The sequence below is a fragment of the Fulvivirga sedimenti genome (assembly GCF_020328055.1).
In genome coordinates, this window is record NZ_JAIXNE010000004.1 from 851,649 (window position 1) to 873,731 (window position 22,083).

General features: G+C 45.3%; 23 protein-coding genes. 17 read left to right on the top strand and 6 right to left on the bottom strand.

Features of this window, described 5'->3' with window-relative positions:
• Window positions 1–22: 22 nt before the first annotated feature.
• Complete coding sequence (locus LDX50_RS21815) at window positions 23–934, bottom strand: sulfotransferase domain-containing protein (RefSeq protein ID WP_225698329.1); 912 nt, start codon at window positions 932–934, stop codon at window positions 23–25.
• Between the two features lie 22 nt (window positions 935–956).
• Between LDX50_RS21815 and LDX50_RS21820 the strand changes: the two genes are divergently transcribed.
• Window positions 957–1,592, top strand: coding sequence for an O-methyltransferase (locus tag LDX50_RS21820; RefSeq protein ID WP_225698330.1), 636 nt, complete (start codon window positions 957–959; stop codon window positions 1,590–1,592).
• Between the two features lies 1 nt (window position 1,593).
• On the opposite strand, the gene LDX50_RS21825 is transcribed toward LDX50_RS21820, so the two are convergent.
• The 4 genes from LDX50_RS21825 to LDX50_RS21840 all read right to left on the bottom strand — a co-directional run bounded on the left by LDX50_RS21825 (window position 1,594) and on the right by LDX50_RS21840 (window position 5,393).
• Window positions 1,594–2,709, bottom strand: coding sequence for a DegT/DnrJ/EryC1/StrS family aminotransferase (locus tag LDX50_RS21825; protein WP_225698331.1), 1,116 nt, complete (start codon window positions 2,707–2,709; stop codon window positions 1,594–1,596).
• On the bottom strand, window positions 2,699–3,982 hold the full coding sequence (locus LDX50_RS21830) for a glycosyltransferase family 4 protein (protein ID WP_225698332.1): 1,284 nt from the start codon (window positions 3,980–3,982) through the stop codon (window positions 2,699–2,701). The genes LDX50_RS21825 and LDX50_RS21830 overlap by 11 nt, the downstream gene beginning before the upstream one ends.
• Window positions 3,983–4,011: 29 nt before the next feature.
• On the bottom strand, window positions 4,012–4,695 hold the full coding sequence (locus LDX50_RS21835; RefSeq protein ID WP_225698333.1) for a TIGR04283 family arsenosugar biosynthesis glycosyltransferase: 684 nt from the start codon (window positions 4,693–4,695) through the stop codon (window positions 4,012–4,014).
• A gap of 188 nt (window positions 4,696–4,883) precedes the next feature.
• Window positions 4,884–5,393, bottom strand: a complete 510-nt coding sequence (locus LDX50_RS21840; protein ID WP_225698334.1) for a hypothetical protein — start codon at window positions 5,391–5,393, stop codon at window positions 4,884–4,886.
• Between the two features lie 52 nt (window positions 5,394–5,445).
• On the opposite strand from LDX50_RS21840, the gene LDX50_RS21845 reads away from it, so the two are divergent.
• The 5 genes from LDX50_RS21845 (at window position 5,446) to paaD (ending at window position 9,072) form a co-directional block, all read left to right on the top strand.
• Entirely contained in the window at window positions 5,446–6,024 is a 579-nt protein-coding gene (locus LDX50_RS21845; protein ID WP_225698335.1) for a TetR/AcrR family transcriptional regulator, read from the top strand.
• 42 nt (window positions 6,025–6,066) lie between these two features.
• Entirely contained in the window at window positions 6,067–7,053 is a 987-nt protein-coding gene (paaA, locus tag LDX50_RS21850) for a 1,2-phenylacetyl-CoA epoxidase subunit PaaA (RefSeq protein WP_225698336.1), read from the top strand.
• A gap of 138 nt (window positions 7,054–7,191) precedes the next feature.
• The gene (locus tag LDX50_RS21855; protein ID WP_225698337.1) at window positions 7,192–7,803 is read left to right on the top strand and encodes a phenylacetic acid degradation b; all 612 of its coding nucleotides are present in this window, start codon (window positions 7,192–7,194) and stop codon (window positions 7,801–7,803) included.
• Complete coding sequence (paaC, locus tag LDX50_RS21860) at window positions 7,800–8,555, top strand: 1,2-phenylacetyl-CoA epoxidase subunit PaaC (protein ID WP_225698338.1); 756 nt, start codon at window positions 7,800–7,802, stop codon at window positions 8,553–8,555. The genes LDX50_RS21855 and paaC overlap by 4 nt, the downstream gene beginning before the upstream one ends.
• Window positions 8,556–8,586: 31 nt before the next feature.
• A complete protein-coding gene (gene paaD / locus LDX50_RS21865) occupies window positions 8,587–9,072 on the top strand; it encodes a 1,2-phenylacetyl-CoA epoxidase subunit PaaD (RefSeq protein WP_225698339.1) in 486 nt (161 codons plus the stop codon).
• Between the two features lie 5 nt (window positions 9,073–9,077).
• Here paaD and LDX50_RS21870 read toward each other — a convergent pair whose 3' ends face one another.
• Window positions 9,078–9,716, bottom strand: a complete 639-nt coding sequence (locus LDX50_RS21870; RefSeq protein WP_225698340.1) for a DUF6503 family protein — start codon at window positions 9,714–9,716, stop codon at window positions 9,078–9,080.
• Between the two features lie 138 nt (window positions 9,717–9,854).
• Between LDX50_RS21870 and LDX50_RS21875 the strand changes: the two genes are divergently transcribed.
• From LDX50_RS21875 to LDX50_RS21925, 11 genes are all read left to right on the top strand, one after another.
• Complete coding sequence (locus tag LDX50_RS21875) at window positions 9,855–10,916, top strand: alkane 1-monooxygenase (protein WP_225698341.1); 1,062 nt, start codon at window positions 9,855–9,857, stop codon at window positions 10,914–10,916.
• Complete coding sequence (locus LDX50_RS21880; RefSeq protein WP_225698342.1) at window positions 10,850–13,261, top strand: TonB-dependent receptor; 2,412 nt, start codon at window positions 10,850–10,852, stop codon at window positions 13,259–13,261. The genes LDX50_RS21875 and LDX50_RS21880 overlap by 67 nt, the downstream gene beginning before the upstream one ends.
• Window positions 13,245–14,315, top strand: a complete 1,071-nt coding sequence (locus tag LDX50_RS21885) for a DUF4249 domain-containing protein (RefSeq protein WP_225698343.1) — start codon at window positions 13,245–13,247, stop codon at window positions 14,313–14,315. The genes LDX50_RS21880 and LDX50_RS21885 overlap by 17 nt, the downstream gene beginning before the upstream one ends.
• A gap of 234 nt (window positions 14,316–14,549) precedes the next feature.
• Window positions 14,550–15,203 (top strand): GNAT family N-acetyltransferase, encoded by a 654-nt coding sequence (locus tag LDX50_RS21890; protein WP_225698344.1) that lies wholly within the window; start codon window positions 14,550–14,552, stop codon window positions 15,201–15,203.
• The gene (locus tag LDX50_RS21895; RefSeq protein WP_225698345.1) at window positions 15,200–16,411 is read left to right on the top strand and encodes an argininosuccinate synthase; all 1,212 of its coding nucleotides are present in this window, start codon (window positions 15,200–15,202) and stop codon (window positions 16,409–16,411) included. Before LDX50_RS21890 ends, LDX50_RS21895 begins: the two co-directional genes overlap by 4 nt.
• Entirely contained in the window at window positions 16,404–17,366 is a 963-nt protein-coding gene (gene argC / locus LDX50_RS21900; protein WP_225698346.1) for an N-acetyl-gamma-glutamyl-phosphate reductase, read from the top strand. The genes LDX50_RS21895 and argC overlap by 8 nt, the downstream gene beginning before the upstream one ends.
• Entirely contained in the window at window positions 17,366–18,193 is an 828-nt protein-coding gene (gene proC / locus LDX50_RS21905) for a pyrroline-5-carboxylate reductase (RefSeq protein WP_225698347.1), read from the top strand. The genes argC and proC overlap by 1 nt, the downstream gene beginning before the upstream one ends.
• Window positions 18,180–19,343 (top strand): aspartate aminotransferase family protein, encoded by a 1,164-nt coding sequence (locus tag LDX50_RS21910; RefSeq protein ID WP_225698348.1) that lies wholly within the window; start codon window positions 18,180–18,182, stop codon window positions 19,341–19,343. The genes proC and LDX50_RS21910 overlap by 14 nt, the downstream gene beginning before the upstream one ends.
• Window positions 19,318–20,256: an N-acetylornithine carbamoyltransferase gene (locus LDX50_RS21915; RefSeq protein WP_225698349.1), complete on the top strand. Its 939-nt coding sequence runs from the start codon at window positions 19,318–19,320 to the stop codon at window positions 20,254–20,256. The genes LDX50_RS21910 and LDX50_RS21915 overlap by 26 nt, the downstream gene beginning before the upstream one ends.
• Complete coding sequence (gene argB / locus LDX50_RS21920; protein ID WP_225698350.1) at window positions 20,253–21,026, top strand: acetylglutamate kinase; 774 nt, start codon at window positions 20,253–20,255, stop codon at window positions 21,024–21,026. Before LDX50_RS21915 ends, argB begins: the two co-directional genes overlap by 4 nt.
• Window positions 21,019–22,083 carry a M20 family metallo-hydrolase gene (locus tag LDX50_RS21925; RefSeq protein ID WP_225698351.1) on the top strand — a complete coding sequence of 355 codons (1,065 nt, stop codon included), beginning with the start codon at window positions 21,019–21,021 and terminating at the stop codon, window positions 22,081–22,083. Before argB ends, LDX50_RS21925 begins: the two co-directional genes overlap by 8 nt.

The window sequence follows — 22,083 nt, forward strand, 5'->3', positions numbered from 1 at the left end:
CCCTTACAAACTGCAGGAGAAACTAATGCATCCATTGTGAAAGATCACGATTGATGAGATCCTGTAATCTTCCTATATCGGATCGGTACAAATCCAGTAATTTCTGCCTGGTGCTGTTTTCAAGCGGCTCCTTTGGCGCAGTATTCATCTGGTGTATCTTCTCCATAAGCTTTGTTTTAGACTTCTCAGAAAGCACCACATCCAGTACCGGACGGATCAAATCCCGGAATGGGTTCTTCTTCCGTAAAAATTTATTAAGCCCCTTCATCCTTGGGTTGCCTGATACATTATATACAACATCCAGTGAGGGCTCAAAATCATCTTTAACATCCAGGAATTGAAAAATTCCTTTTATGACATGCTCCGGGTTTGCCTGGAGTTCATCCAGAAGCACAATATGAACATCTGAAAATTCAGCCAGAAAGGCTTCAACAGGCCTGTGATAAAAACCGAGTGCCTTGTAAAAATATCCATAATGATAATTTTCCTGCATTCGCTTCTCCTCAGCGTCAAGGGCATCTGAAAATGTCAGATTTTCCTTCACATCCCGTTTTTTGAATGTATAATGGCTGTAGGCACGGTCAACCGGATTCCGAAGAATGATGATTATTTTTGGATTATCAAGGCGCCGTTTTATTTCAGGAATGGCCTCGGCAAAGTAATAAAAGCTACTCGGACTCGCCTCACCTTTCAATTTTCCCTTTCCTTCCCTGAATAAGGATAGGTATTCATCCCAATCCTGATAAATTTGTAACTTCGGATCCGGGCCATAAATATCATTTAACGGTAAAGACCAGAAGTGCCCGCCAAAATAGTCGGGTTCCTTTACCGGAGACATAAAAATTTCCGGATGCTGATTCAGGTAGTGATAGAGCGATGTGGTACCTGCCTTGGCAGCTCCTGCAATAAGAAATTCAGGCTTTTCCGATACCATAAAACAAGATTTTAACAAAACTATGGATAAGTATTCGATCACCAAAGATATTGCCGGGAGAAGCTACTTTACACAAAAAAATTACAAGACTGCACAGCTGCCGTATTTGGTCTTCAGAATAGTCCGCCCCGCCCTAAAGGTTTACAGCAGATCCTGGCGCTTCTTTATGGGTAAAGTTCCATGGACTTCACCTGCTTCCATCGCAATATTCAGAAAAATTCTATCCAGTGACATGAAGGGCTTTGAATACGGCAGTGGCGGTAGTACGCTTTTCTTCGCTAAACTACTGAACCACCTGGTAAGCGTTGAGCATGATACAGGGTGGTATAGGAAAGTCGAGGATCAAATAAAAGGTCTTTCAAATGTGGATTACGAACTCATACCCCCAAAATTGAATTCGGGCAAACCTGATTACACCGAATACAGCGATTACATTCTCCAATTTCCGGAAAATTCATTTGACTTTGTACTTGTAGACGGCCGCAATCGGGTTCAATGTTGTAAAAATGCCATCGACAGGTTAAAGCCAGGTGGCATTCTTGTCCTGGATAATTCGGAACGCGAATATTATGCTGAAGTTTTTGAATTGCTGAAGGGCTGGAAAATGGTGAATACAACTACCGGACTTACCGACACCACCTTCTGGTTTAAGCCCTGAGTCATTTCTGACCAAAGGCAACGAGGGCATCATTAATCCGACCGATTTCCCCGTCCGTTAATTCAGGAAATACCGGAAGCGAAACAATAGTTTTTGCCCTCCTCTCGGCCACCGACCATACTCCCCTGTAGTTACCCGATTGAAATGCAGGAGTTATCGGAATAGGCAACGGGTAATGAACAGCTGTTCCAATCCCGCGCTTCTTCATGAATTGTATGAATTCATCCCGCTCGCTGGTTCTCAATATAAACAAATGAACCACAGCGTTTTGATTCAGGTCAAACCCCATTTGAATACCCTGGATTGATTCTATGGTTGTTGCATATGACATTGCGATATCACGCCGCCGGGCATTCCATTGATCTACGTAAAGGAGCTTCTTAAACAGTATTGCCGCCTGAATTTCATCCATCCGACTGGTTTTACCGACAATCAGGTGAGTATCCTTGACAGGCTGACCATGATCACGGATTAGGCGCACCCGATCAATAAACCGGGAATCCGCAGAAGCAATGCAACCGGCATCGCCAAATGCACCAAGATTTTTTGTTGGATAAAAGCTGAATACCGCTGCATCCGCAAGTGTTCCGGCCATTCCCCATTGGGTTTTGAGTCCGATGGCGTGGGCACAGTCTTCCAATACAAGGATGTTATGCCGCCTGGCAATTTGCATGATGGATCCCAGGTCACAGACGGAGCCGTACATATGAACTGCAATGATCACCCTTGTCTTTTCCGTGATCAGAGGCTCAAGGCCGGCTGGATCAAGTTGTCCGGTTTCATCAAGTACATCGGCAAAAACAGGCGTAGCCCCGGTGAACAGCACAGCCTCGGCATCGGAAACCCATGTATTGGCAGGAACGATGACTTCATCCCCGGGGCCAATCTGCCAAGCGCGAAGAGCGACCTCCAGGGCATCGGTACCACTCGCACACCCAACAACATCCGCTGCTCCAAGCCATTCTGCAAAAGCTTTCTCAAATCCGGGTACTTCCGGGCCCGATTGAAATTTACCGGAACGAACGATGCGCTCAATTTCATTCATCCACTCGGATATGTGCTCAGCACCCTGCCGTGAGAGGTCAAAAAATGGTATGAAATCGTCGTTATCCTGCATGTTTGTTCATCAATGATGCAAGCCGGGTGGTGAGCTCCTTTCGGGAATACCTGTTAATCACATTCCTGTCCGGACCAGGCAATGAGCCAGTTTTTTTATACTCCAGGTACCATTCATTAAGAATTCCACAGATCCCCTCCGTATCGTCCCACCTCAGCACTACTCCTGCCCCGGTGTCACGAATTATCGTTGCAGCATCACCTTCAGGATCTCCGATTGCAAGAATGGGTTTACCGGCAGAAAGGTATTCAAATAATTTCCCCGGGATGTGGCCTTTCGCATTTGAACTTTTATTCATAAACATCAGAACAACCGTGCACTTCCGGTACGATTCAATCACCTCTTTATGGCTTATGCTTCCATGAATAGTCACCTGTTCTCCCGACTTATCCCAGGATTCAATAAATGTGTGAATTTCCGGGTCCATGACTCCATATAAATCAATTTTTAAAAGGTCATGAATCTCCGGATTCAATAATTGAAGTTGTTCCAGGGCCTCCCAGAAAGCCGGTGCATGGCGAAACTGATTGATTAGCCCAAAGTGTGCCAGCGAAAAGTTGTCGGGCCCGGTGTCTGTAACATTGCTGAAATCGGCCGTATCAAATCCATTGGTAATGACTTCTACCTGCCGATCGTACCTTTTATGAAGCGTTTCTGCCCAGGAAGGGCTTACGGTGAGAAGAATATCCGCTTTTCCGGCAACCTTCCTTTCCATTTTACGATGATAAGACCGCGCCAGCGCAGAGGTATGAAATTCATCGAGCATATCCCAGTCGCTCCACGGATCGCGGAAATCAGCAAGCCAGGGAATATTGAATTTCCCTTTCAGTGAGAGGCCGATCAAATGTATGCTATGGGGTGGTCCGGTCGTAACGATGAAATCAACGCGCCTGCTTTTCAGGTAATCCTTCAGGAACCTGACAGCCGGTTTTCGCCAGAATACCCTTGGGTCCGGAAGAAAAAAATTACCCCTTATGAACTTTGCAATTGATGACACAGACCCAGAAGTATTTCCCTGGGATACATTTGGGTTGCCGCCGGCTTTTTCGAATAACTGATATGGTTCCCAAATAGGTATGCGCAGCACTTCAATATTTTCATTCACTTCTTGTTCAAGTGAATCATCCTTAACAACAAATTGTGGATTTTCGGGGGTAAGAATTACCGGGTGCCAGCCTTCGTCTTCCAGGTAATTTGCAAATTTCATCCAGCGCTGCACACCACTTCCACCACTGGGTGGCCAATAATATGTGATGATCAGCACTGTTTTCATGTGGCAAAGATATAAGGCTGCAGTTTAAATCAATTATAAGGATAAAATTTTTGAAGCCATGCCGCGGGGACTCCTGCCCTGAATGCAAATACCAGAAAAATATTCATCAGCTGTTGGGAAATTATCCCGTTTTTACGGAATCTGCGTGAAGAGGTAACGATGGTGCTTTTCATTTTAACTACAGGCCCCATCTTTTTCAACCGCCTGTAGATTTCCACATCTTCCATAATCGGGATTTCCTTAAAACCACCTGTTTCAATGAATGTAGTGCGATGTAGAAAAAGCCCCTGATCTCCATAAGTAAAAAGCGAGTGATTCAATTTGCTCAGTTGACCATAGGCTCTCAACAAAACAGATTGCTCATCAAACTCCAGCGAAAAGGTGCCCGCAACGACGCCCGATGAAAGTGCTTCATGAAGCTCCTGATACCAGCACTCCGGCAAACGACTGTCGGCGTGCACAAAGAACAAAATATCTCCGGTGGCCATTGCCGCCCCTTCATTCATTTGTTTCGCCCTCCCACGTGAGGTAGAAATAAACTTCACACCGTGGGATTCACAAATCTTCCGCGTTTGGTCGGTACTTCCCCCATCGGCAACAATAATTTCCACAGGAACCCGTTTTGCCAACACAGACTTTAAAAGACCTGGTAACATGTTCTCTTCGTTGAGGGCAGGGATGATTACCGATATGGACTTTTTAAGGGTTTGCATGCAACCAAATCAAGATGTTACGGGTCTGTAGACAAAATCGTTCGTTCAACTTATGGATTTCGTGAGCAAACAACAAAGACAACAACTGATCATTTTAATCGGCATCCTGCTTGCGATTATGATTGCCGCTGCATTTTATTTTGAATTCATCCGAAATGCCGATGATGCCGTATCGGTAATTACACAACTTACAAATCCTCCTCAAACGCCAGGGTCATCTTTCTTACTGCCAGTGCATCTTCCTTAGATAATTTAAGATCCCGGCTATACCGGTCGTAGTAGGGTCTGATGAGTGACAGGGTAAAAAGATGCAGAACGTAAGTGCCGATCACATAATCTGACCCTGTAAGATAATAACCTACGACAAGCAGGAGACTCGCAGCCAGATTTCCAAGATATAATTTTTGGTATTGACTATATAATGCCCTGAATTGGGCTGCCAATCCATCTTCTTCCCTCACTTTTTCCAGATTACCCTGGTAATGAGTGTAGGCAAATGCAGTGACTAAAAGTGCTGAAATGATCGATGCAATCACCAGAAGTTGATTTTCACCCAATGGTGGTTCAAAATCATCGTGATTCGATTCCAGGAAAATATATCCCATCGGCAAAAGGGGCAATGCCAGGGTCAGGTGAAAAATGTTGTTCACCTTTTCATGGAAATTACGAATGTTTTTAAAACCCATATCTTTATCCATTCAAAACTAATAAATTACTTCCGGTTCACTGCCGAATAATTATTTTTGTATCATGCCGTTCTCGGAATCAAGAAAAGATCAGGTCATTCAGGCCGCTGCTGAATTATTCAGGGTTCGCGGCTATGCCGCCACTTCAATGCGCGATCTGGCGACAGAATTGGGCATCGAGGCAGCCAGTCTTTATTCCCATATAAAATCGAAAGAAGAAATTCTGATCACGCTTTGTTTTGGAATGGCCGAAAAATTCATGGATTCGCTCGATCAGGTTGAAAAGAATCAAAGCGGCTATGCCGGCCAGCTGCGTGCGGGCATTTTAGGGCATATTGCCGTAATGGCTGAAAACCTCACTGCATCAGCCGTCTTCATGAATGAACACAGGCACCTGAGCGATAAGTATCTGAAGGATTTTCTATTGCTGCGGATTAACTACATTAACCGGTTCAAGCGGATCATTGAAAGAGGAATTCGTGCTGGAGAGTTTAATCCTGTAGACACCAAACTCGCTGTAATGACACTGTTCTCATCCCTTAACTGGATGCCCCACTGGTATGATCCCGAAGGAATTATCGATCCGGAAAAACTTGGAAATCAGCTGGCTGACATGTTAATTGAAGGATTGAAAACGAAATAGCAAGTTTTTTTGTTACTATTGCGATAACCAAATAAATACCTAATGTACGGAGGAGGAAATACTTTTGAGCCGGTAAACAGTAAAGAACTTACCAATGAAGATCCGGTAAAACTTGAAGCCTTTGAAGCCCGTATTGAACGGGGTGAAAAAATTGAACCAACCGACTGGATGCCGGATTTATACCGAAAGCAGTTGATCCGCATGATTGAACAACATGCACACAGTGAAATTATTGGCGCTTTACCTGAAGGAACATGGATTACCCGTGCGCCCGGCTTCCGGAGGAAACTTGCCCTCATGGCAAAAGTTCAGGACGAAGTAGGTCATGCTCAACTTCTCTATGCTGCTGCTGAAACACTGGGCAAACCCAGGGAAGCGATGATCGATGACCTGATCAACGGTAAATCAAAATATTCAAACATTTTCAACTACCCCGCTTATACCTGGGCAGATGCGTGCTTTATCAGCTGGCTTGTTGATGCCGGTGCGATCGTGAATCAGCTGGCAAATGCCCGCGGAAGCTATGGTCCGTACTGCAGGGCACTCGACCGTATTTGCGCCGAGGAGTCATTTCATTTAAAATATGGCCATCACTGCGTAATCCACATGGCAACAGGAACAAAAAAACAGCGGCAAATGATGCAGGAAGCAATCGATCGCTGGTGGGCGCCCATGATGCACTTTTTCGGCCCGCCCGATAAAATGTCTGCCCATACAGAAGTTCTCATGAAATGGAAGGTTAAAATGGCCAGCAATGATGACATGAGAAACCAGTTCCTCGATATGTATGTGCCGAAAATATGGGAACTTGGTTTTACAATTCCGGACCCCAAATTAAGTAAAGACCAGGAAACAGGCCGGTGGGTTTATACCGAGCCGGACTGGGAGGAGTTCAAAAGGGTTATCAATGGTGACGGTCCGTGTAATGCCGAACGACTCGCTGTGCGAAGAACCGCCGAAGAGCGTGGACGCTGGGTTCGCGAGGCTTTGAAAACTCCGAAAACAGATTATGTAAAGCCCCTGGTATAACAGGAAAAATAATTGAAGAAACCCGCAGGCAAACCCTGCGGGTTTTTTTATTTATTCCTTTTGCCGCAGACATTGTTTCCTGTTGCTTATCCTCCGAAAACGATTGCATAGGAGCTACAAAAGGCGGATATTTGCAGTATGAAATCACTTGACCCCAGGGTAAACAGACTTCCCGAACTAAATGGCGAACTGGCACCTAAAGCACCACTGGATCAGCTGGGCACATTTGAGGTATTCACGCAGCTTCACGAAAACAAGCCGTACATTCATACCGGGGCAGTTCATGCGCCAAATGAAGAAATGGCTTTCCTGTTTGCCAAGGAACAGTTTTCCAGAAGACAAACATGCACAGGCCTTTTCGTTGTTGATACACGCAATGTGTATACAACCGGATTCACCGAAGATGATCAGAATATTTACTCATCTGTTCCCGACCAGACTCCCGGAACGGGCAATACGGAGTCCTATGAAGTGTTTCACCTGATGCGGCGTGGCAAACAACACGAACATATCGGTTCGGTGGAGGCAGATAGCTATCAGGGTGCGCTATCACTGGCCAAACCAGAATTCATTGATGGTAAGCCGGTGTTTAATGTCTGGGTCGTTAAAACATCAGACATCCTGTTCAATGACGAAGAGGATAAAATTATCTGGAATACCCTGCCGGAAAAACAATTCAGGGATGCAATTGCTTATAAGGCAGGGGATAAATTGAAAGATTTCAAGGAACGTAAACAGGCAGACCAATGAATACCGAGGCACTGAAAGAGATGTTATATAAAATGGCTGATGATCAGCTGATTATTGGCCACAGAAACAGTGAATGGACAGGTTTTGGGCCTCTTCTTGAAGAAGATATCGCATTCAGTTCAATGGCACAGGACAAAGTTGGACAAAGTTACGCCCTGTATCAAATGCTCAATGAACTCGGAGAAGGTGAACCCGACACAGTGGCTTTCATGCGAAATGCCGATCAGTTTCATAACTGTACGCTCACCGAACTGCCCAATGGCGAATACGACTTCAGCCTGATACGGCATTTCCTATTTGACGCTGCCGAAGCTATTCGCTTTGATATGCTTACACGTTCATCCTACAAACCACTCGCTGATCTTTCAATAAAAATCAGAGGCGAGATCCGGTATCATACAATGCATGCCCGAACGTGGATCCGGCAACTGGGCAATGCCACACCGGAAAGTGTAGAACGTTTACAGAATTCATTAAATGAAGCTTTGCCCCATGCCCTTGGCATATTTGAGCCCTCACCATTTGAGGATGAAATCATCTCTTCCGGTTTATTTGAAGGAGAACGTGCACTGCAGGCCGCATGGGAAATCGAAATAATGAAGGTACTCTCTGAGACAGTCCTGCAGGTTCCTGATTTAACCGCATTATCACCCTCCTATGGCGGCAGAATTGGAAAACATACACCCCATTTGCAACCGCTCCTGGATGAAATGGCAGAAGTATTCAGATCAGATCCTACCGCCGACTGGTAAACGAAACATCCTTAAAATCTGTTATTACTGTATGGGAAAGATAAGCGACGATCAAATTTATGACTGGCTTCAGGATGTCAAAGATCCGGAGATACCTGTAATATCGTTGGTAGACCTGGGTGTAATAACCCGTCTCGACTGGCAGGAAGAACACCTTACAGTTCATATGACCCCAACCTTCGTCGGCTGCCCGGCAATCGACTACATGAAACAGGATGTTATTGATGTATTGCACCAGCATGGCCTTCAGGAGGTGGATGTGAAAATAACTTATGAAACTTCCTGGAATTCAAATATGATTTCCGATCAGGGAAGAGAGGCACTGCGAAAGTTCGGATTGGCTCCTCCGCCAAAACACAATCTCATCGTTGATATAGATGTGCTGGAACATGCGACCTGCCCGGTATGTGGTAGTGAAAACACACAATTGAAAAATCCTTTCGGACCGACCGCATGCCGCTCCATTCACTATTGCGAGAATTGTAAGGAAACTTTTGAGCAGTTTAAACCTGTCTGAGTCCCCTACTCTCCTGATAATAGCAAATCCCGGCCGAGATATGCGCTGTCACTGAAAACATACCATGCACGGCTCTTGGGCAGTCTCATGCCCTGGACCTTTTCAATACCCTCCAGCTCAATCCATTCACCGGAACCATCATTTTTCAGGAAAGAATACCCCCGCAGCTGATAATCAGTTTGGTCAATATAATATGTCCACCTGTCTTCCTCATATTCTACCTGAAGTGTAAGAACATCATACCCATTCCATCTAATGGAATCCACCCGATCAATTAAAACCGTTCCACTATCTCTCAACTTCATAGGCAGCCCCCAGAGATAGAGGTAGTAATTTCTCAATCTTTCTGCACGGTTACAGTCAACGTTCCCTGAATTAATGAAACAAGAATCCTGAACCATGCCGTGATCCTCCACACTTCCGCGTCGAACTCTGAAATAGCCTGTATTATTGTCAATCCATACGGTAGTCTGCCGGGGACCGTTAGCCCCTTCCTCTTTGAAGTTCAAAATAGTTTCGAGTGATTGCCATTGGTTTTCCGGATCATGAAAACCGATAGAACGTTCCAGAATCTCCTCCGAAATAAGCTTTTGCTCACCGCAGCTAAGAAGAACAGAAATCAGCAGTAGAAAACTTAATTTCATTTCACAATATACAAATCATTGGCGTATTAATAATTTCAGCAAAACCCAAACCCCACAAAACCATAATTTGCCATATTTGGTTATCTTAAAGCGAGTAAACAGGAAGAAATGAATCCTATTCGGAAAATCGGCTTTTTTATGGCATTTATAATTCCTGCATCGGTAATTGTGGGTTATTACCTGGCAGGATGGTGGAACATGCTTTCGCTTGCCCTGGTATTTCTGATCATTCCTTTTCTTGACTACATGATCGGTACTTCCGATTATAATATCCCAAAGGATCGCATTTCAATCATCTCAGAGCAGTTCTTTTACAGGTTTGTCACCTATCTCTGGACGTATTTTCAGTTGCTGTTCCTTGCATGGGCCTTTTACGTGGTCACCTTTGGCCATCTTTCCTCCGTACAGGAGTGGATTGGGTTTACACTTGGAACCGGATTAGTAACGGGCGGAATCGGGATTACAGTAGCCCATGAACTAGGCCATAAAAAATCAGCTCTTGAAAGGCTGTACAGTAAAATTTTGCTGCTGACCGTTTGTTACATGCATTTTTATATCGAGCATAACAAGGGTCATCATGTTACAGTGGCAACACCCGAAGATCCCGCTACTTCACGTAAAAATGAGTCATTCTACGCATTTTGGTTTCGGAGCGTATTTCACGGGTATGCCCATGCATGGAAGATTGAGAATAATCGACTTAGAAGAAAAGGTGTTTCGGCCCTGAGTATTCATAACGAGATGATCTGGTTCAGCATCCTGCCGCTGATCTTCATCGCTGTGGTTACCGGAATATTCAGTATCTGGGCAAATCACTTTGTATGGCAGCTGCCTGTATTTTTCTTTGTGCAGAGCTTTATCGCATTCACACTCCTCGAACAGGTCAACTATATTGAGCATTACGGGATCGAGAGAAAGGAGATCGCGCCCGGTAAATATGAACGGGTTACCCCAATACACTCCTGGAATGCTTCCCACGTAATCAGTAATTTCTTCCTTTTTCAACTGCAACGGCACTCAGATCATCATGCAAATGCTATAAAACGATATCAGGTCCTGTATCATTATGATGAAAGTCCGCAGCTGCCCGCCGGTTACTCAACCATGATCATTCTGGCGTTGGTCCCCGGTCTGTGGTTCCATCTGATGAATCCACGGCTGGAATCCTGGCAATTGAAAAGCGAAAGGGTTCAGCAGTGATTCTTCGGGTCACTGTACTACTTACTCTACTCACTTTCTCCTGCTTCGGACAAAGCAAAGTTGTCCTTGACGGAATTATCGAGGATCAGCAGCGTCAACCTATAGAAGGTGCGACGATACTTGACCCGGCGGGCAATTTATTGGCGGTAACAGATCAGAATGGGAAATTTAGGGTTCAGATGCCACTGGGGACACATCTGCTGACGATCACACACATTTCATTTCTGAGTCGTACCTATCAGCACAATTTCCAAAGTCCGGAATTCGTGCGAATAACACTTGAAGCTACCACCCTCAGCCTTGAAGAAGTGATCATACGCGACAATAATCCGAAGGAGAATCTTCAAAGTACAATCCCGGGAGCATCAAAGCTTACCATAAAAAATATTGAGGCGATACCCGCTTTTCTGGGCGAAGTGGATGTGATCAAGGCGATCACCCTCCTTCCCGGGGTAAGTACCGTGGGTGAAGGTTCTTCGGGGTTCAATGTTCGTGGAGGGGCCATCGATCAGAATCTGGTCACTATCGATGGCATGCAGCTCTTTAATACATCACATGTACTCGGGTTTTTCTCCATCTTTCATCCGGATGCTACGCGCGACTTCACCCTGTACAAAGGGTATATACCAGCTGAATATGGCGGGCGGGCTTCATCTGTGCTTGCTGTGAACAGTCTTCAGGGGCAAACAGATGTCTGGAGTGCTGAAGCCGGGATCGGAAGTGTTTCAGGAAAGTTGACATTGCAAGGGCCCATTACCAAAAAGACGAGTATCCTGGCCGCGGCGAGGGTTACATATTCCGACTGGGTTCTTGGTTTGGTGAATGACCTTGATATTCAGAATAGCGCTGCAAACTTTTATGACATTTTCGTACGGGGTGATCATTTCTTCAATGATAAGCATCATGTCATGTTCTCCTACCTGGGGAGCGCAGACTCTTTCGACTATTCCAATAGTTTCGGATATGACTGGAGCAATTACGGATTTAACTTTAAGTATGATTTCCAGCCCTCAGCTGTGTGGCGTTTTGACGTAAATGCCAACTATCTTCAATACACAAACTCACTGCTCGATTATCAACCGGGCCTGGAATCTGAACTTCGGAATCAGATGGAAAAAATTCAGCTCAGGGTTAACGGAAAGCATACGACAGCTGCTCATGAGCTGGACTTTGGCCTCGAAATGACTGATTATAACCCGGGTGATGAAATACGAAATCCGCTAAATGAGGGCTCGTTCATATCACCTGACGGCATCAGCCGGGATCGCGGGCGTGAGCTGGCTTTTTACGTACAGGATATTTTTAAAGTCAGCGAACGCTTTGATATCAATGCCGGACTGCGCTTTAATTTATACAGCCAGATCGGACCATCCACTGAATATGAATACGACGGTGTTTTGAGCGATGATAACATTTCAGATACGCTCTTTTATAATGCGGGAGAAAAGATCATCACCTACAATAACCTCGCTCCACGGATCGCTTTTCGTTATGAATTGAGTGATCAGACTGTCCTGAAACTGGCGTACAACCGGATGTATCAATATATTCACCTCATCTCTAATACGACTTCCCCAACTCCTGTTGATCAATGGCAGGTAAGTACCCGATACATCCCTCCCACCCAATCCGATAATTTTTCCATCGGTGTTTATAAGAATTCTAAAAACGATCGCTGGGTTACATCGGTGGAGGCTTTTTACCGGAAGCTGGACAAAGTAGTCGAGTATCAGGATTTCGCGGAACTCATCCTTCAGGAGAACATTGAGGCTGAATTACTGATTGGTCAGGGCCGGGCATACGGACTTGAATTCTTTGTGAAACGACTCACACCGATCTGGACCGGGTGGGTTTCCTACGTCTACACAAGAAGCGAAGTATCCTTTCCGGGTGATGTGGAAACCATCAATTCCGGAGACTGGTTCCCGGCATATTACGATCAGCCTCATTCATTCAAATTTGTTTCAGATATACGAATGGGTAAATCCCGTAAAGGTAGTTTTGGGTCGACTATCGTTTATAATACCGGAAGACCGATCACGGCGCTTACATCTGACTATCTGCAGGGACCCCTGGTTGTTCCTCACTACTCAGATCGAAATGAATACAGGATTCCAAATTATTTCCGGATTGATGTGTCAATGACATTGGGCAGTATTATCCGGAAACTGGATGACCGCCTGACGATAAGCCTGTACAATTTACTGGGAAGACGTAACGCATATTCTGTATTTTATCAGCGGAATGATAATTCACCAATTCCCCGTGCCTACAAATTATCTGTTTTGGGATCCATTTTTCCATCAATCACTTATAGTTTGAAACTGGATGTCAGGAAACGCTAAACGATATTTTTATCTAATAGTGGTTTTCATCCTGGCCGGATGTGTTGAACCCATTGAATTTGATATTGATCGTGAAGGCCGGCAGTTGGTTGTGTATGGGCATATTGATGACGGTTCCGACAGGATGTTTGTTCAGCTTTCAAGAACCACTGCGGTGCCCAACCGTTTTCAACCGGAACCTGGCGCGCGAGTAACCCTGCATGATAACCTGGGAAATGAGGGGAGATTTTTTTCCGCCAACGATGAGGGAATTTATTATTACAGTGAGTTCACCATGCAAATTGTACCGGGCCGAAGCTACGTCTTACGGATTCGTACAGCTGGAGGTGATTTTTATGAGTCGGTCCCGGAAGAGATTCCCTTGCATCAGGCACAGTCAGATATATATGTGAATTTTGCCCGCATTGAAGTCAATACCGGATCTTTCAACGCGGTAATCACCAAAGACGTGATGCAGGTTAGTGCTGAAACGTTTCTTGAAGATCCATCGAAGCAGTATTATGTACGTTACACCCCCATCCAGACCTTCCGTTTCGACCCGACCAATTTTCCGGATATATTTAACACTATTCCCCCGGCATGTTTTGTAAACCGACGTATTCAGCCGGAGAATCTTGTCCTGTTCAATTCAAATGGTTTCCAGGGGACAGCTGTGCCACGGCAGTTTATCGCGCAGAATGAAATCGATTACGCTTTTATCGCAAAAAACGTGATCACGCTTGAAACCCACTCGATGACGCCCCAGGCCTACGACTATTGGAGAAAGATCAGGATCCTGCTGAATAATAACGGATCTATTTTCGACACTCCACCTGCCGCGGTAAAAGGAAACATTTTCAACATCAATGACCCGGATGAACAGGTCTTAGGTTATTTTGAAGCCACCAATAAGTCCATCAGCCGTGTGACAGCCTGGCGGGGAGATTTCCCATATCCTGTGCCTGATGATCCTTGTATCTACATACCAGGACAGGACGAAGAGAAGTATCTGAGGGAATGTATTGATTGCAGGATTCTGGAAGGCAGCACGTTTAACCAACCCTCTTTTTACTAAAATTCCCAAATAATTCATTGTATTCTGAATTAAGTTTATACTTTTGTCAGTCATAATGAAGTCTAACCAGTCATATAGCCCAATTTCAAGTGCTTTCCGCCCGGAAAGTGCGGTGTCTGTATTAAGGATCAGGCCATTCAGGCCCCTTGTGGGGTAATCGACTTTAGCGAAGGTACGTCCTTTGCATGCGCAATAGCTTTTATAATCTTTCTATTTAACTGAATACACTCTGTAATGAATCTAGTCATTACGGTTGCAAGTGAAAAACATCTTCACTTCGCCGAAACTATTTGTACATACATGCAAACTGCCGCTGAACAGCGGGGAACGGGAATTGCTAAGCGATCGCCTGAATATGTCTCCAAAAAAATGGAGGAAGGCAAGGCTGTAATCGCAATGGATGGCGACCAGGTCGTAGGGTTTTGCTACATTGAGACATGGAGCCATGAAAAGTATGTGGCCAACTCAGGTCTTATCGTCCATCCCGACTATCGGGGCCAGGGCCTGGGTAAAAAGATCAAGGAGGAAATTTTCAAGCTAAGCCGCAAGAAATATCCCGAGGCTCGAATTTTTGGTATTACCACCAGCCTGGCCGTGATGAAAATCAATGCTGAACTTGGATATAAACCCGTTACCTTTTCGGAATTAACAACGGATGAGGCGTTTTGGAACGGATGTCAGAGTTGCAAGAACTTTGATATTCTCACCCGCACAAACCGTTCACACTGCTTGTGTACAGGCATGATGTACGACCCTGAGAAGGCAAAGACACAGGCAGAAAAAGTAACAAAAGAGCAGCGCTGGCAGCGGTTTAAGAGATTTCTGTCCATAGAAAACTGGAAACCGACGAAGAAAATAATAGCAACAATCAAATCTTACGTATTATGAGTTCAAATGGTAAAGAAAAAGTGGTATTGGCGTTTTCAGGCGGACTGGATACGTCATACTGCGTAAAATACCTGATTCATGAAAAAGGACTGGAGATATACTCCATCCTGGTAAATACTGGTGGTTTTTCGGCTGAAGAACTGGAAGAAATCGAGAAGCGTGCATACTCCCTGGGCGTAAAGGAGCATAGAAATGTAGACGTTCAGCAAAAATTCTACGAGGATGCAATTCGCTTCATGGTATTCGGAAATATTCTGAAAAATCACAGCTATCCGCTCTCGGTAAGCGCGGAACGAACCATTCAGGCGGAGACTGTTGCTGAATATGTAAAAGAAAAAGGCGCCGACTACGTGGCACATGGTAGCACTGGCGCAGGGAACGATCAGGTCCGGTTTGATTTTATCTTTGAAGTTTTGATCCCTGATGTTAAAATTCTAACTCCAATCCGGGACCTGAAGTTATCCCGCCAGGAGGAGATTGATTACCTGAAATCACACGGTGTGGAGTCTTCCTGGGAAAAATCACGCTACTCCATCAACCAGGGGCTCTGGGGCACCAGTGTGGGTGGTGTTGAAACCCTAACTTCGAACACTGATTTACCTGAATCGGCTTATCCAACCCAGCTAACAGAGACTGAAATATCAACCCTGAAGATATCTTTTAAAAAAGGTGAAGTCTGCGGTGTGAATGACCGCAAGATGGATCCGGTTTCAGCTATAAAGGAAATCAGCCGGATCGCAGGGCCTTATGCGATAGGTCGGGATATACATGTGGGTGACACCATCATCGGAATCAAGGGACGGGTAGGATTTGAAGCGGCTGCACCGTTGCTGATCATCAAGGGACATCATGCCCTTGAAAAACATACACTCACCAAATGGCAGTTATACTGGAAAGAACAACTGGCCAACTGGTATGGTATGATGCTACACGAGGCCCAGTACCTTGATCCTGTCATGCGCAATATTGAGGCATTCCTGACTGACTCACAGCAAACAGTTACAGGAGACGTTTTCATCGAACTGCGACCCTACCATTTTCATGTCAAGGGAATTGAATCACCACACGATTTAATGACATCCAGTTTCGGTGCGTACGGAGAAATGAATAAATTGTGGTCCGGAGAAGATGTTCGCGGATTTACCCGGATCCTTGCCAATACATCCAAGATTTTTCACACCGTGAACAAAGACGTTTCGAATGACTGATTCAACAATAAAAGCCGCTGTCATTGGCGCCGCCGGATATACCGGCGGAGAGCTGATACGACTGCTTCAATATCATCCAAATACAATTATTACATCCGCCGTCAGTGAAAGTCAGGCGGGCAAAAGGGTATCCACAGTACACGGTGATATAACCGGTGACATGATTTTTTCTGCAGAAATTGATCAGGATGCCGACGTGGTATTTCTATGTATGGGCCACGGCAAAAGCAGGGAGTGGCTGCAGAACAATAAGGTATCGGGCAAGGTCATTGATCTCAGTCAGGACTTCAGATTAAAAGCAACTGCCGGGGATTTCGTTTACGGACTGCCGGAAATAAATAAAGCCGAAATAGCGGCGGCCAGTTATATTGCCAATCCGGGTTGCTTTGCCACCGCCATACAGCTTGCACTACTTCCACTAGCCAGTGAGAACCTGGTAAAATCAGCCATTCATATTAATGGAATCACCGGATCAACCGGGGCAGGACAATCCCTTTCTCCGACCAGTCATTTCAGCTGGAGAAATAACAATATTTCGTTATATAAAGTATTTGACCATCAACATCTTAACGAGATAGGAGAAACACTGGAAGGATTACAAGGCGATTTGCCGGAACTCCTCTTTGTGCCGGTTCGCGGAAATTTTACACGTGGGATCTTTATCACTGCCTATACCGAATACGACGGCACCCAATCCGATATTACTGATCTGTATAATAACTTCTATCAGGGTGCTCCGTTCACGCATGTTTCCTCCGGGGAAATACACCTGAAACAGGTGGTAAACACAAATAATTGCATGATCAATGTAACTGTTAAAAAAGGCCAGGTACTTGTAACTTCTGCGATAGATAATTTACTCAAAGGAGCTTCCGGTCAGGCAGTACAGAATATGAATTTAATGTTCGGACTTGATGAGAGCTCCGGGCTGAATCTTAAAGCTTCCTATTTCTAATGAAAAAACTCAAGAATATTGCCATCCTCGGCGCTGGAAATCTCGGTCTGGCGATTGCAGATGGTTTACAACGGGCGGGATTTCTCGCCGACAGAAAATTGTTTCTTACACGGAGAAACACGCGTAGCATTGAGTCCTGGAAGTCGGATAATGTAGAAGTTACTTCTGACAATAAATATGCTGTAGCAGGTGCGGATATTGTCCTTCTTTGTGTACAACCGCATCAGATTGAGCATCTTCTCAAGGAACTCCGCCCTGTGCTCGACAGCGATCGGCATATTCTTGTTTCTGTAATCACTGCTGTAGGAATAGAACAATTATCATCGTACGCGGGCGGGCCGTTTCCTATTATTCGGGCTATGCCCAATACGGCTATATCAGTCCGTGAATCGATGACCTGTATGGCCCATAACGGTGTGGCCGAATCGGTTCAGACAGAAGTGGAAAATATCTTTGCCTGTGTTGGAAAAACCCTGTGGATAGAAGAACCTCTGATGCAAGCCGCCACCGTGGTTTGCGCAAGTGGCATCGCCTTCTGGATGCGGTTTATCAGGGCAACAATGCAAGGCGGTGTACAACTGGGTTTTGATGCACATGATGCCAAGGAAATTGCGGTGCAAACCTGCCTTGGCGCTGCAAGTCTTTTGAACGGAACCGGCAAACATCCTGAAGAAGAGATTGATCGCGTTACTACCCCGATGGGATGCACGATCGTCGGTTTGAATGAGATGGAACACAATGGTCTGAGTTCAGCCCTTATAAAAGGACTGGCTACTTCCTTTGAACGGATTAACCAAATGAAAAAACCAGACAATGAACCTGTTTGATGTTTATCCGCTACTGCCAATTGAATTGGTGAAAGGGCGGGATTGCTATGTATATGATCAAAATGGCGTAAAATACCTCGACCTGTACGGCGGACATGCGGTAATCTCCATTGGTCACTGTCATCCGCACTATGTAAAAAGGATCAGGAAACAGCTCAAGAAGATTGGATTCTATTCCAACTCTGTAATTAACTCACTTCAGCTTGATCTGGCAGCGAAGCTGGGGAAGCTAAGCGGTTACGACAACTACCAGCTTTTTCTTTGCAACTCAGGAGCCGAAGCGAATGAAAATGCCATCAAAATTGCCGCATTTCAAAATCCGGGTAAGACGATTATTGCCTTCGAGAGGTCCTTTCATGGCAGAACTTCAAGAACCCTTTCAGTAACGGATAATGAAAAGTACCGTTCACCTCTGGACGATTTTGATAACGTGATCTTCATCCCCTGGAATGATATCGAAGCATTGCAAAATGCATTTCGCACACAGGATGTTTGTGCTGTTATCATTGAAGGAATTCAGGGACTGGGAGGTATATACGTTCCGGAAACTAATTTCCTGAAAAATTTACATGCAATGACCCAGGAATATGGCGCATTGCTGATATTGGATGAGGTACAATCTGGATATGGTCGAACAGGAAAATTCTTTGCACATCAGTATGCCGACATCCGGCCTGATATTATTACAGTAGCTAAAGGAATGGGTAATGGATTTCCGATTGGAGGTGTACTCATAAGCCCCTCAATTGAATCCTGGCACGGGATGTCGGGAACGACCTTCGGAGGAAATCATCTTGCCTGCGCAGCAGGTCTGGCAGTCCTTGAAGTCCTTGAATCGGAAAAACTCATTCAACGTGCCGGTGATGAAGGTAATCGCTGGATAGACGCCCTGCTGAATTTACCCGGTGTAAAGGCCGTACGCGGCAAAGGATTGATGATAGGTTTGGAAATGGACTTTGCAATCCGTCCCCTGCGGGAAAAGCTATTCCGTGAACATCATATTCTCACGGGAACATCAGTGAATCCCAACACCATCCGTTTATTACCGCCGCTTACAGCAGGGAAAAAGGAACTGGATAAATTAATCACCGCATTGCAGTCGGTGCTCAATGAATATAAAAAGCATGAATCAATTCACCCGTCTGAGTGACGTAAAAGATCCCGCAGCATTAATTAAGCGCGGACTGGAATTAAAGGCAAATCCCTTCACATCCAATGTCGGAGAACGAAAAGTGCTGGGATTGCTTTTTCTGAACCCGAGCCTCAGAACACGATTAAGCACGCAGAAGGCAGCCATGAATCTTGGAATGCAGGTAATGGTTATGAATATGAACAGTGAGGGCTGGAAACTGGAGATGAATGATGGCACCGTCATGAAAGGAGATGCCCAGGAACATATCAAGGATGCAATCCGTGTGATCAGTGAATATGTGGATGTCATAGGTATACGTACATTTCCCGGACTCAAAGACCGCTCGGCTGATTATGACGAAGCGGTATTATCGGCCGTTCTGAAATATGCCACAGTTCCGGTGATCAGCCTCGAGTCTGCGATCCGTCACCCCCTTCAATCTCTGGCGGACATGATAACCATTAACGAACTTGGAATCCAAAAACCCAAGGTTGTACTGTCGTGGGCTCCGCATCCCCGGGCGCTGCCACAGGCAGTTTCAAATTCATTTCTTGAATGGGTAAAGGTAATTGATGCTGAGATCATACTTGCCTGCCCTAAAGGATATGAACTGGCTGATGAATTCATCCAGGGAGTACCTGTTGTTCATGATCAGCTGGAAGCCTTTGAGAACGCCGACATTATTTATGGGAAAAACTGGTCGAGCTATCATCATTACGGAGAGATACTTCCGGTACAGGAAGACTGGACTATCGATGGCAGTAAAATGAAGGTCACCAATCATGCCCGCTTCATGCATTGTCTGCCTGTTCGCCGGAACGTGGTGGTATCAGACGATGTACTGGATAATCAATCTATAATCTATCAGCAGGCTGGAAACAGAACCTGGGCTGCGCAAGCTGTTCTGGAATCAATACTTGATCAGCTATGAACGATGTTACCGTAATTAAAATTGGCGGAAATATCATCGATGATCCCGTCTCACTGCAGAAATTCCTGCACAGTTTCAGTAAGGAAAAAGGGGCCCGGGTGTTGATCCATGGTGGAGGGAAAAAAGCAAGTGAACTCTCCAGAACGATGGGAGTCGAACCCAGAATGATCGAGGGGCGCCGAATAACCGATGCCGCCACCCTTGAGATCGTTACCATGGTTTACGCAGGACTCATCAACAAAAACATTGTGGCCCAATTACAGTCACTTCAAGTGAATGCGCTCGGATTAACCGGTGCAGATTTAAATCTGATTAAGGCCAGGAAACGCGAAAATGCGCAGGTGGATTATGGGTTCGTAGGCGATTTTGTTACAGAAGATGTAAATACCGGGCAATTATCCCGATTGCTTGAGAATGGTATCACACCCGTTTTTTGCGCCTTGACGCACGATATGCATGGATCCCTGTTGAATACGAACGCCGACAGCCTTGCTGCCGGCATAGCGATTGCCCTCAGTGAAAAATTCAATGTTCATTTACACCTGTGCTTTGAAAAACCGGGTGTGTTACGGGATGCTGAAAACGACAAATCAGTTATATTACAATTGGACAAAAATGAGTATTTGTCATTGAAGTCAGCAGGTAAAATTTTCGAGGGGATGATTCCTAAACTGGATAATGCATTCAAGGCGTTTGATAAGGATGTGGATGTCACAATCCGGCATGCATTGAATAATTCCACCGGAACAAAATTGATCAGGCATGAATGATCTTGAATCAGCCATCGTACTACTGAGTGATCTGATCCGGATTCCTTCGTACTCGAAGGAAGAAGCGGGTACACTCAGATGCCTGAAGGCATTTTTTGATAACCGGCATGTTCCCTATAACACCGTACGTAATAATATTTTTGCCGCAAATAAGCACTTCTCACCTGCGAAACCCACTCTGCTTCTTAATTCGCATCATGACACCGTCCGGCCCAATTCAGGCTATACGAATGATCCCTTTAAGCCAATTCTTGCGGATGGAAAGTTATTCGGTCTCGGCAGTAATGATGCCGGAGGAGCGCTGGTATGTCTTATTTTTACATTTTGCCATTACTATGATGCTGAGGACCTGCCATTCAATATCATTCTGGCCGCGAGTGCTGAAGAGGAAATCTCAGGACCCAATGGCATTGAGATGCTTCTTCAGCATCTGCCGAAAATTGATTTCGGAATAGTAGGTGAACCAACTTCAGGAGAAGTGGCAGTGGCTGAAAAAGGACTTCTTGTACTTGATTGTGTGAGTAGCGGTATATCGGGGCATGCAGCAAGAAATGAAGGCGAAAATGCCATATACCATGCCATTCCGGATATCGAATGGTTTAAAGGTTTCACGTTTGACAAAGTATCGGATATGCTTGGTCCACTGCATATGAACGTTACCATGATCCAGGCAGGCAGCCAGCACAATGTTGTGCCCGACAGCTGCCGGTTTACCGTGGATGTACGTACCACCGACGCTTACACGCTGGAGGAAACACTTGATATCATTCAGGCAAACGTGAAGGCGGAAGTCACGCCCAGGTCGGTGCGATTGCGCCCTTCATCTATTCCCCTGGATCACCCGCTTGTGAACGCCGCACGGAAGTGTAATTTCAAACTGTTTGGCTCCCCTACTCTCTCGGATCAGGCATTAATGAGCTTTCCTACCATCAAGATGGGCCCGGGTGATTCTTCCCGATCACATTCCGCTGATGAATTCATTTTTACAGAACAGCTGAAGCAGGGATTGAACGATTACCGCAGATTATTAGATATGTTGACAGACACTTTAAAATAA

Excerpts from the sequence above, each read along its gene's own strand:
- paaD (WP_225698339.1), top strand. The coding sequence starts at position 8,587 with ATGGGAAAGATAAGCGACGATCAAATTTATGACTGGCTTCAGGATGTC.
- LDX50_RS21910 (WP_225698348.1), top strand. The coding sequence starts at position 18,180 with ATGAACCTGTTTGATGTTTATCCGCTACTGCCAATTGAATTGGTGAAA.
- argC (WP_225698346.1), top strand. The coding sequence starts at position 16,404 with ATGACTGATTCAACAATAAAAGCCGCTGTCATTGGCGCCGCCGGATAT.
- LDX50_RS21855 (WP_225698337.1), top strand. The coding sequence starts at position 7,192 with ATGAAATCACTTGACCCCAGGGTAAACAGACTTCCCGAACTAAATGGC.
- LDX50_RS21820 (WP_225698330.1), top strand. The coding sequence starts at position 957 with ATGGATAAGTATTCGATCACCAAAGATATTGCCGGGAGAAGCTACTTT.
- LDX50_RS21835 (WP_225698333.1), bottom strand. The coding sequence starts at position 4,695 with ATGCAAACCCTTAAAAAGTCCATATCGGTAATCATCCCTGCCCTCAAC.
- LDX50_RS21885 (WP_225698343.1), top strand. The coding sequence starts at position 13,245 with ATGTCAGGAAACGCTAAACGATATTTTTATCTAATAGTGGTTTTCATC.
- LDX50_RS21830 (WP_225698332.1), bottom strand. The coding sequence starts at position 3,982 with ATGAAAACAGTGCTGATCATCACATATTATTGGCCACCCAGTGGTGGA.
- LDX50_RS21915 (WP_225698349.1), top strand. The coding sequence starts at position 19,318 with ATGAATCAATTCACCCGTCTGAGTGACGTAAAAGATCCCGCAGCATTA.
- LDX50_RS21840 (WP_225698334.1), bottom strand. The coding sequence starts at position 5,393 with ATGGATAAAGATATGGGTTTTAAAAACATTCGTAATTTCCATGAAAAG.
- LDX50_RS21925 (WP_225698351.1), top strand. The coding sequence starts at position 21,019 with ATGAATGATCTTGAATCAGCCATCGTACTACTGAGTGATCTGATCCGG.
- LDX50_RS21870 (WP_225698340.1), bottom strand. The coding sequence starts at position 9,716 with ATGAAATTAAGTTTTCTACTGCTGATTTCTGTTCTTCTTAGCTGCGGT.
- proC (WP_225698347.1), top strand. The coding sequence starts at position 17,366 with ATGAAAAAACTCAAGAATATTGCCATCCTCGGCGCTGGAAATCTCGGT.
- LDX50_RS21890 (WP_225698344.1), top strand. The coding sequence starts at position 14,550 with ATGAATCTAGTCATTACGGTTGCAAGTGAAAAACATCTTCACTTCGCC.
- LDX50_RS21825 (WP_225698331.1), bottom strand. The coding sequence starts at position 2,709 with ATGCAGGATAACGACGATTTCATACCATTTTTTGACCTCTCACGGCAG.
- paaA (WP_225698336.1), top strand. The coding sequence starts at position 6,067 with ATGTACGGAGGAGGAAATACTTTTGAGCCGGTAAACAGTAAAGAACTT.
- LDX50_RS21895 (WP_225698345.1), top strand. The coding sequence starts at position 15,200 with ATGAGTTCAAATGGTAAAGAAAAAGTGGTATTGGCGTTTTCAGGCGGA.
- LDX50_RS21845 (WP_225698335.1), top strand. The coding sequence starts at position 5,446 with ATGCCGTTCTCGGAATCAAGAAAAGATCAGGTCATTCAGGCCGCTGCT.
- LDX50_RS21875 (WP_225698341.1), top strand. The coding sequence starts at position 9,855 with ATGGCATTTATAATTCCTGCATCGGTAATTGTGGGTTATTACCTGGCA.
- argB (WP_225698350.1), top strand. The coding sequence starts at position 20,253 with ATGAACGATGTTACCGTAATTAAAATTGGCGGAAATATCATCGATGAT.
- paaC (WP_225698338.1), top strand. The coding sequence starts at position 7,800 with ATGAATACCGAGGCACTGAAAGAGATGTTATATAAAATGGCTGATGAT.
- LDX50_RS21815 (WP_225698329.1), bottom strand. The coding sequence starts at position 934 with ATGGTATCGGAAAAGCCTGAATTTCTTATTGCAGGAGCTGCCAAGGCA.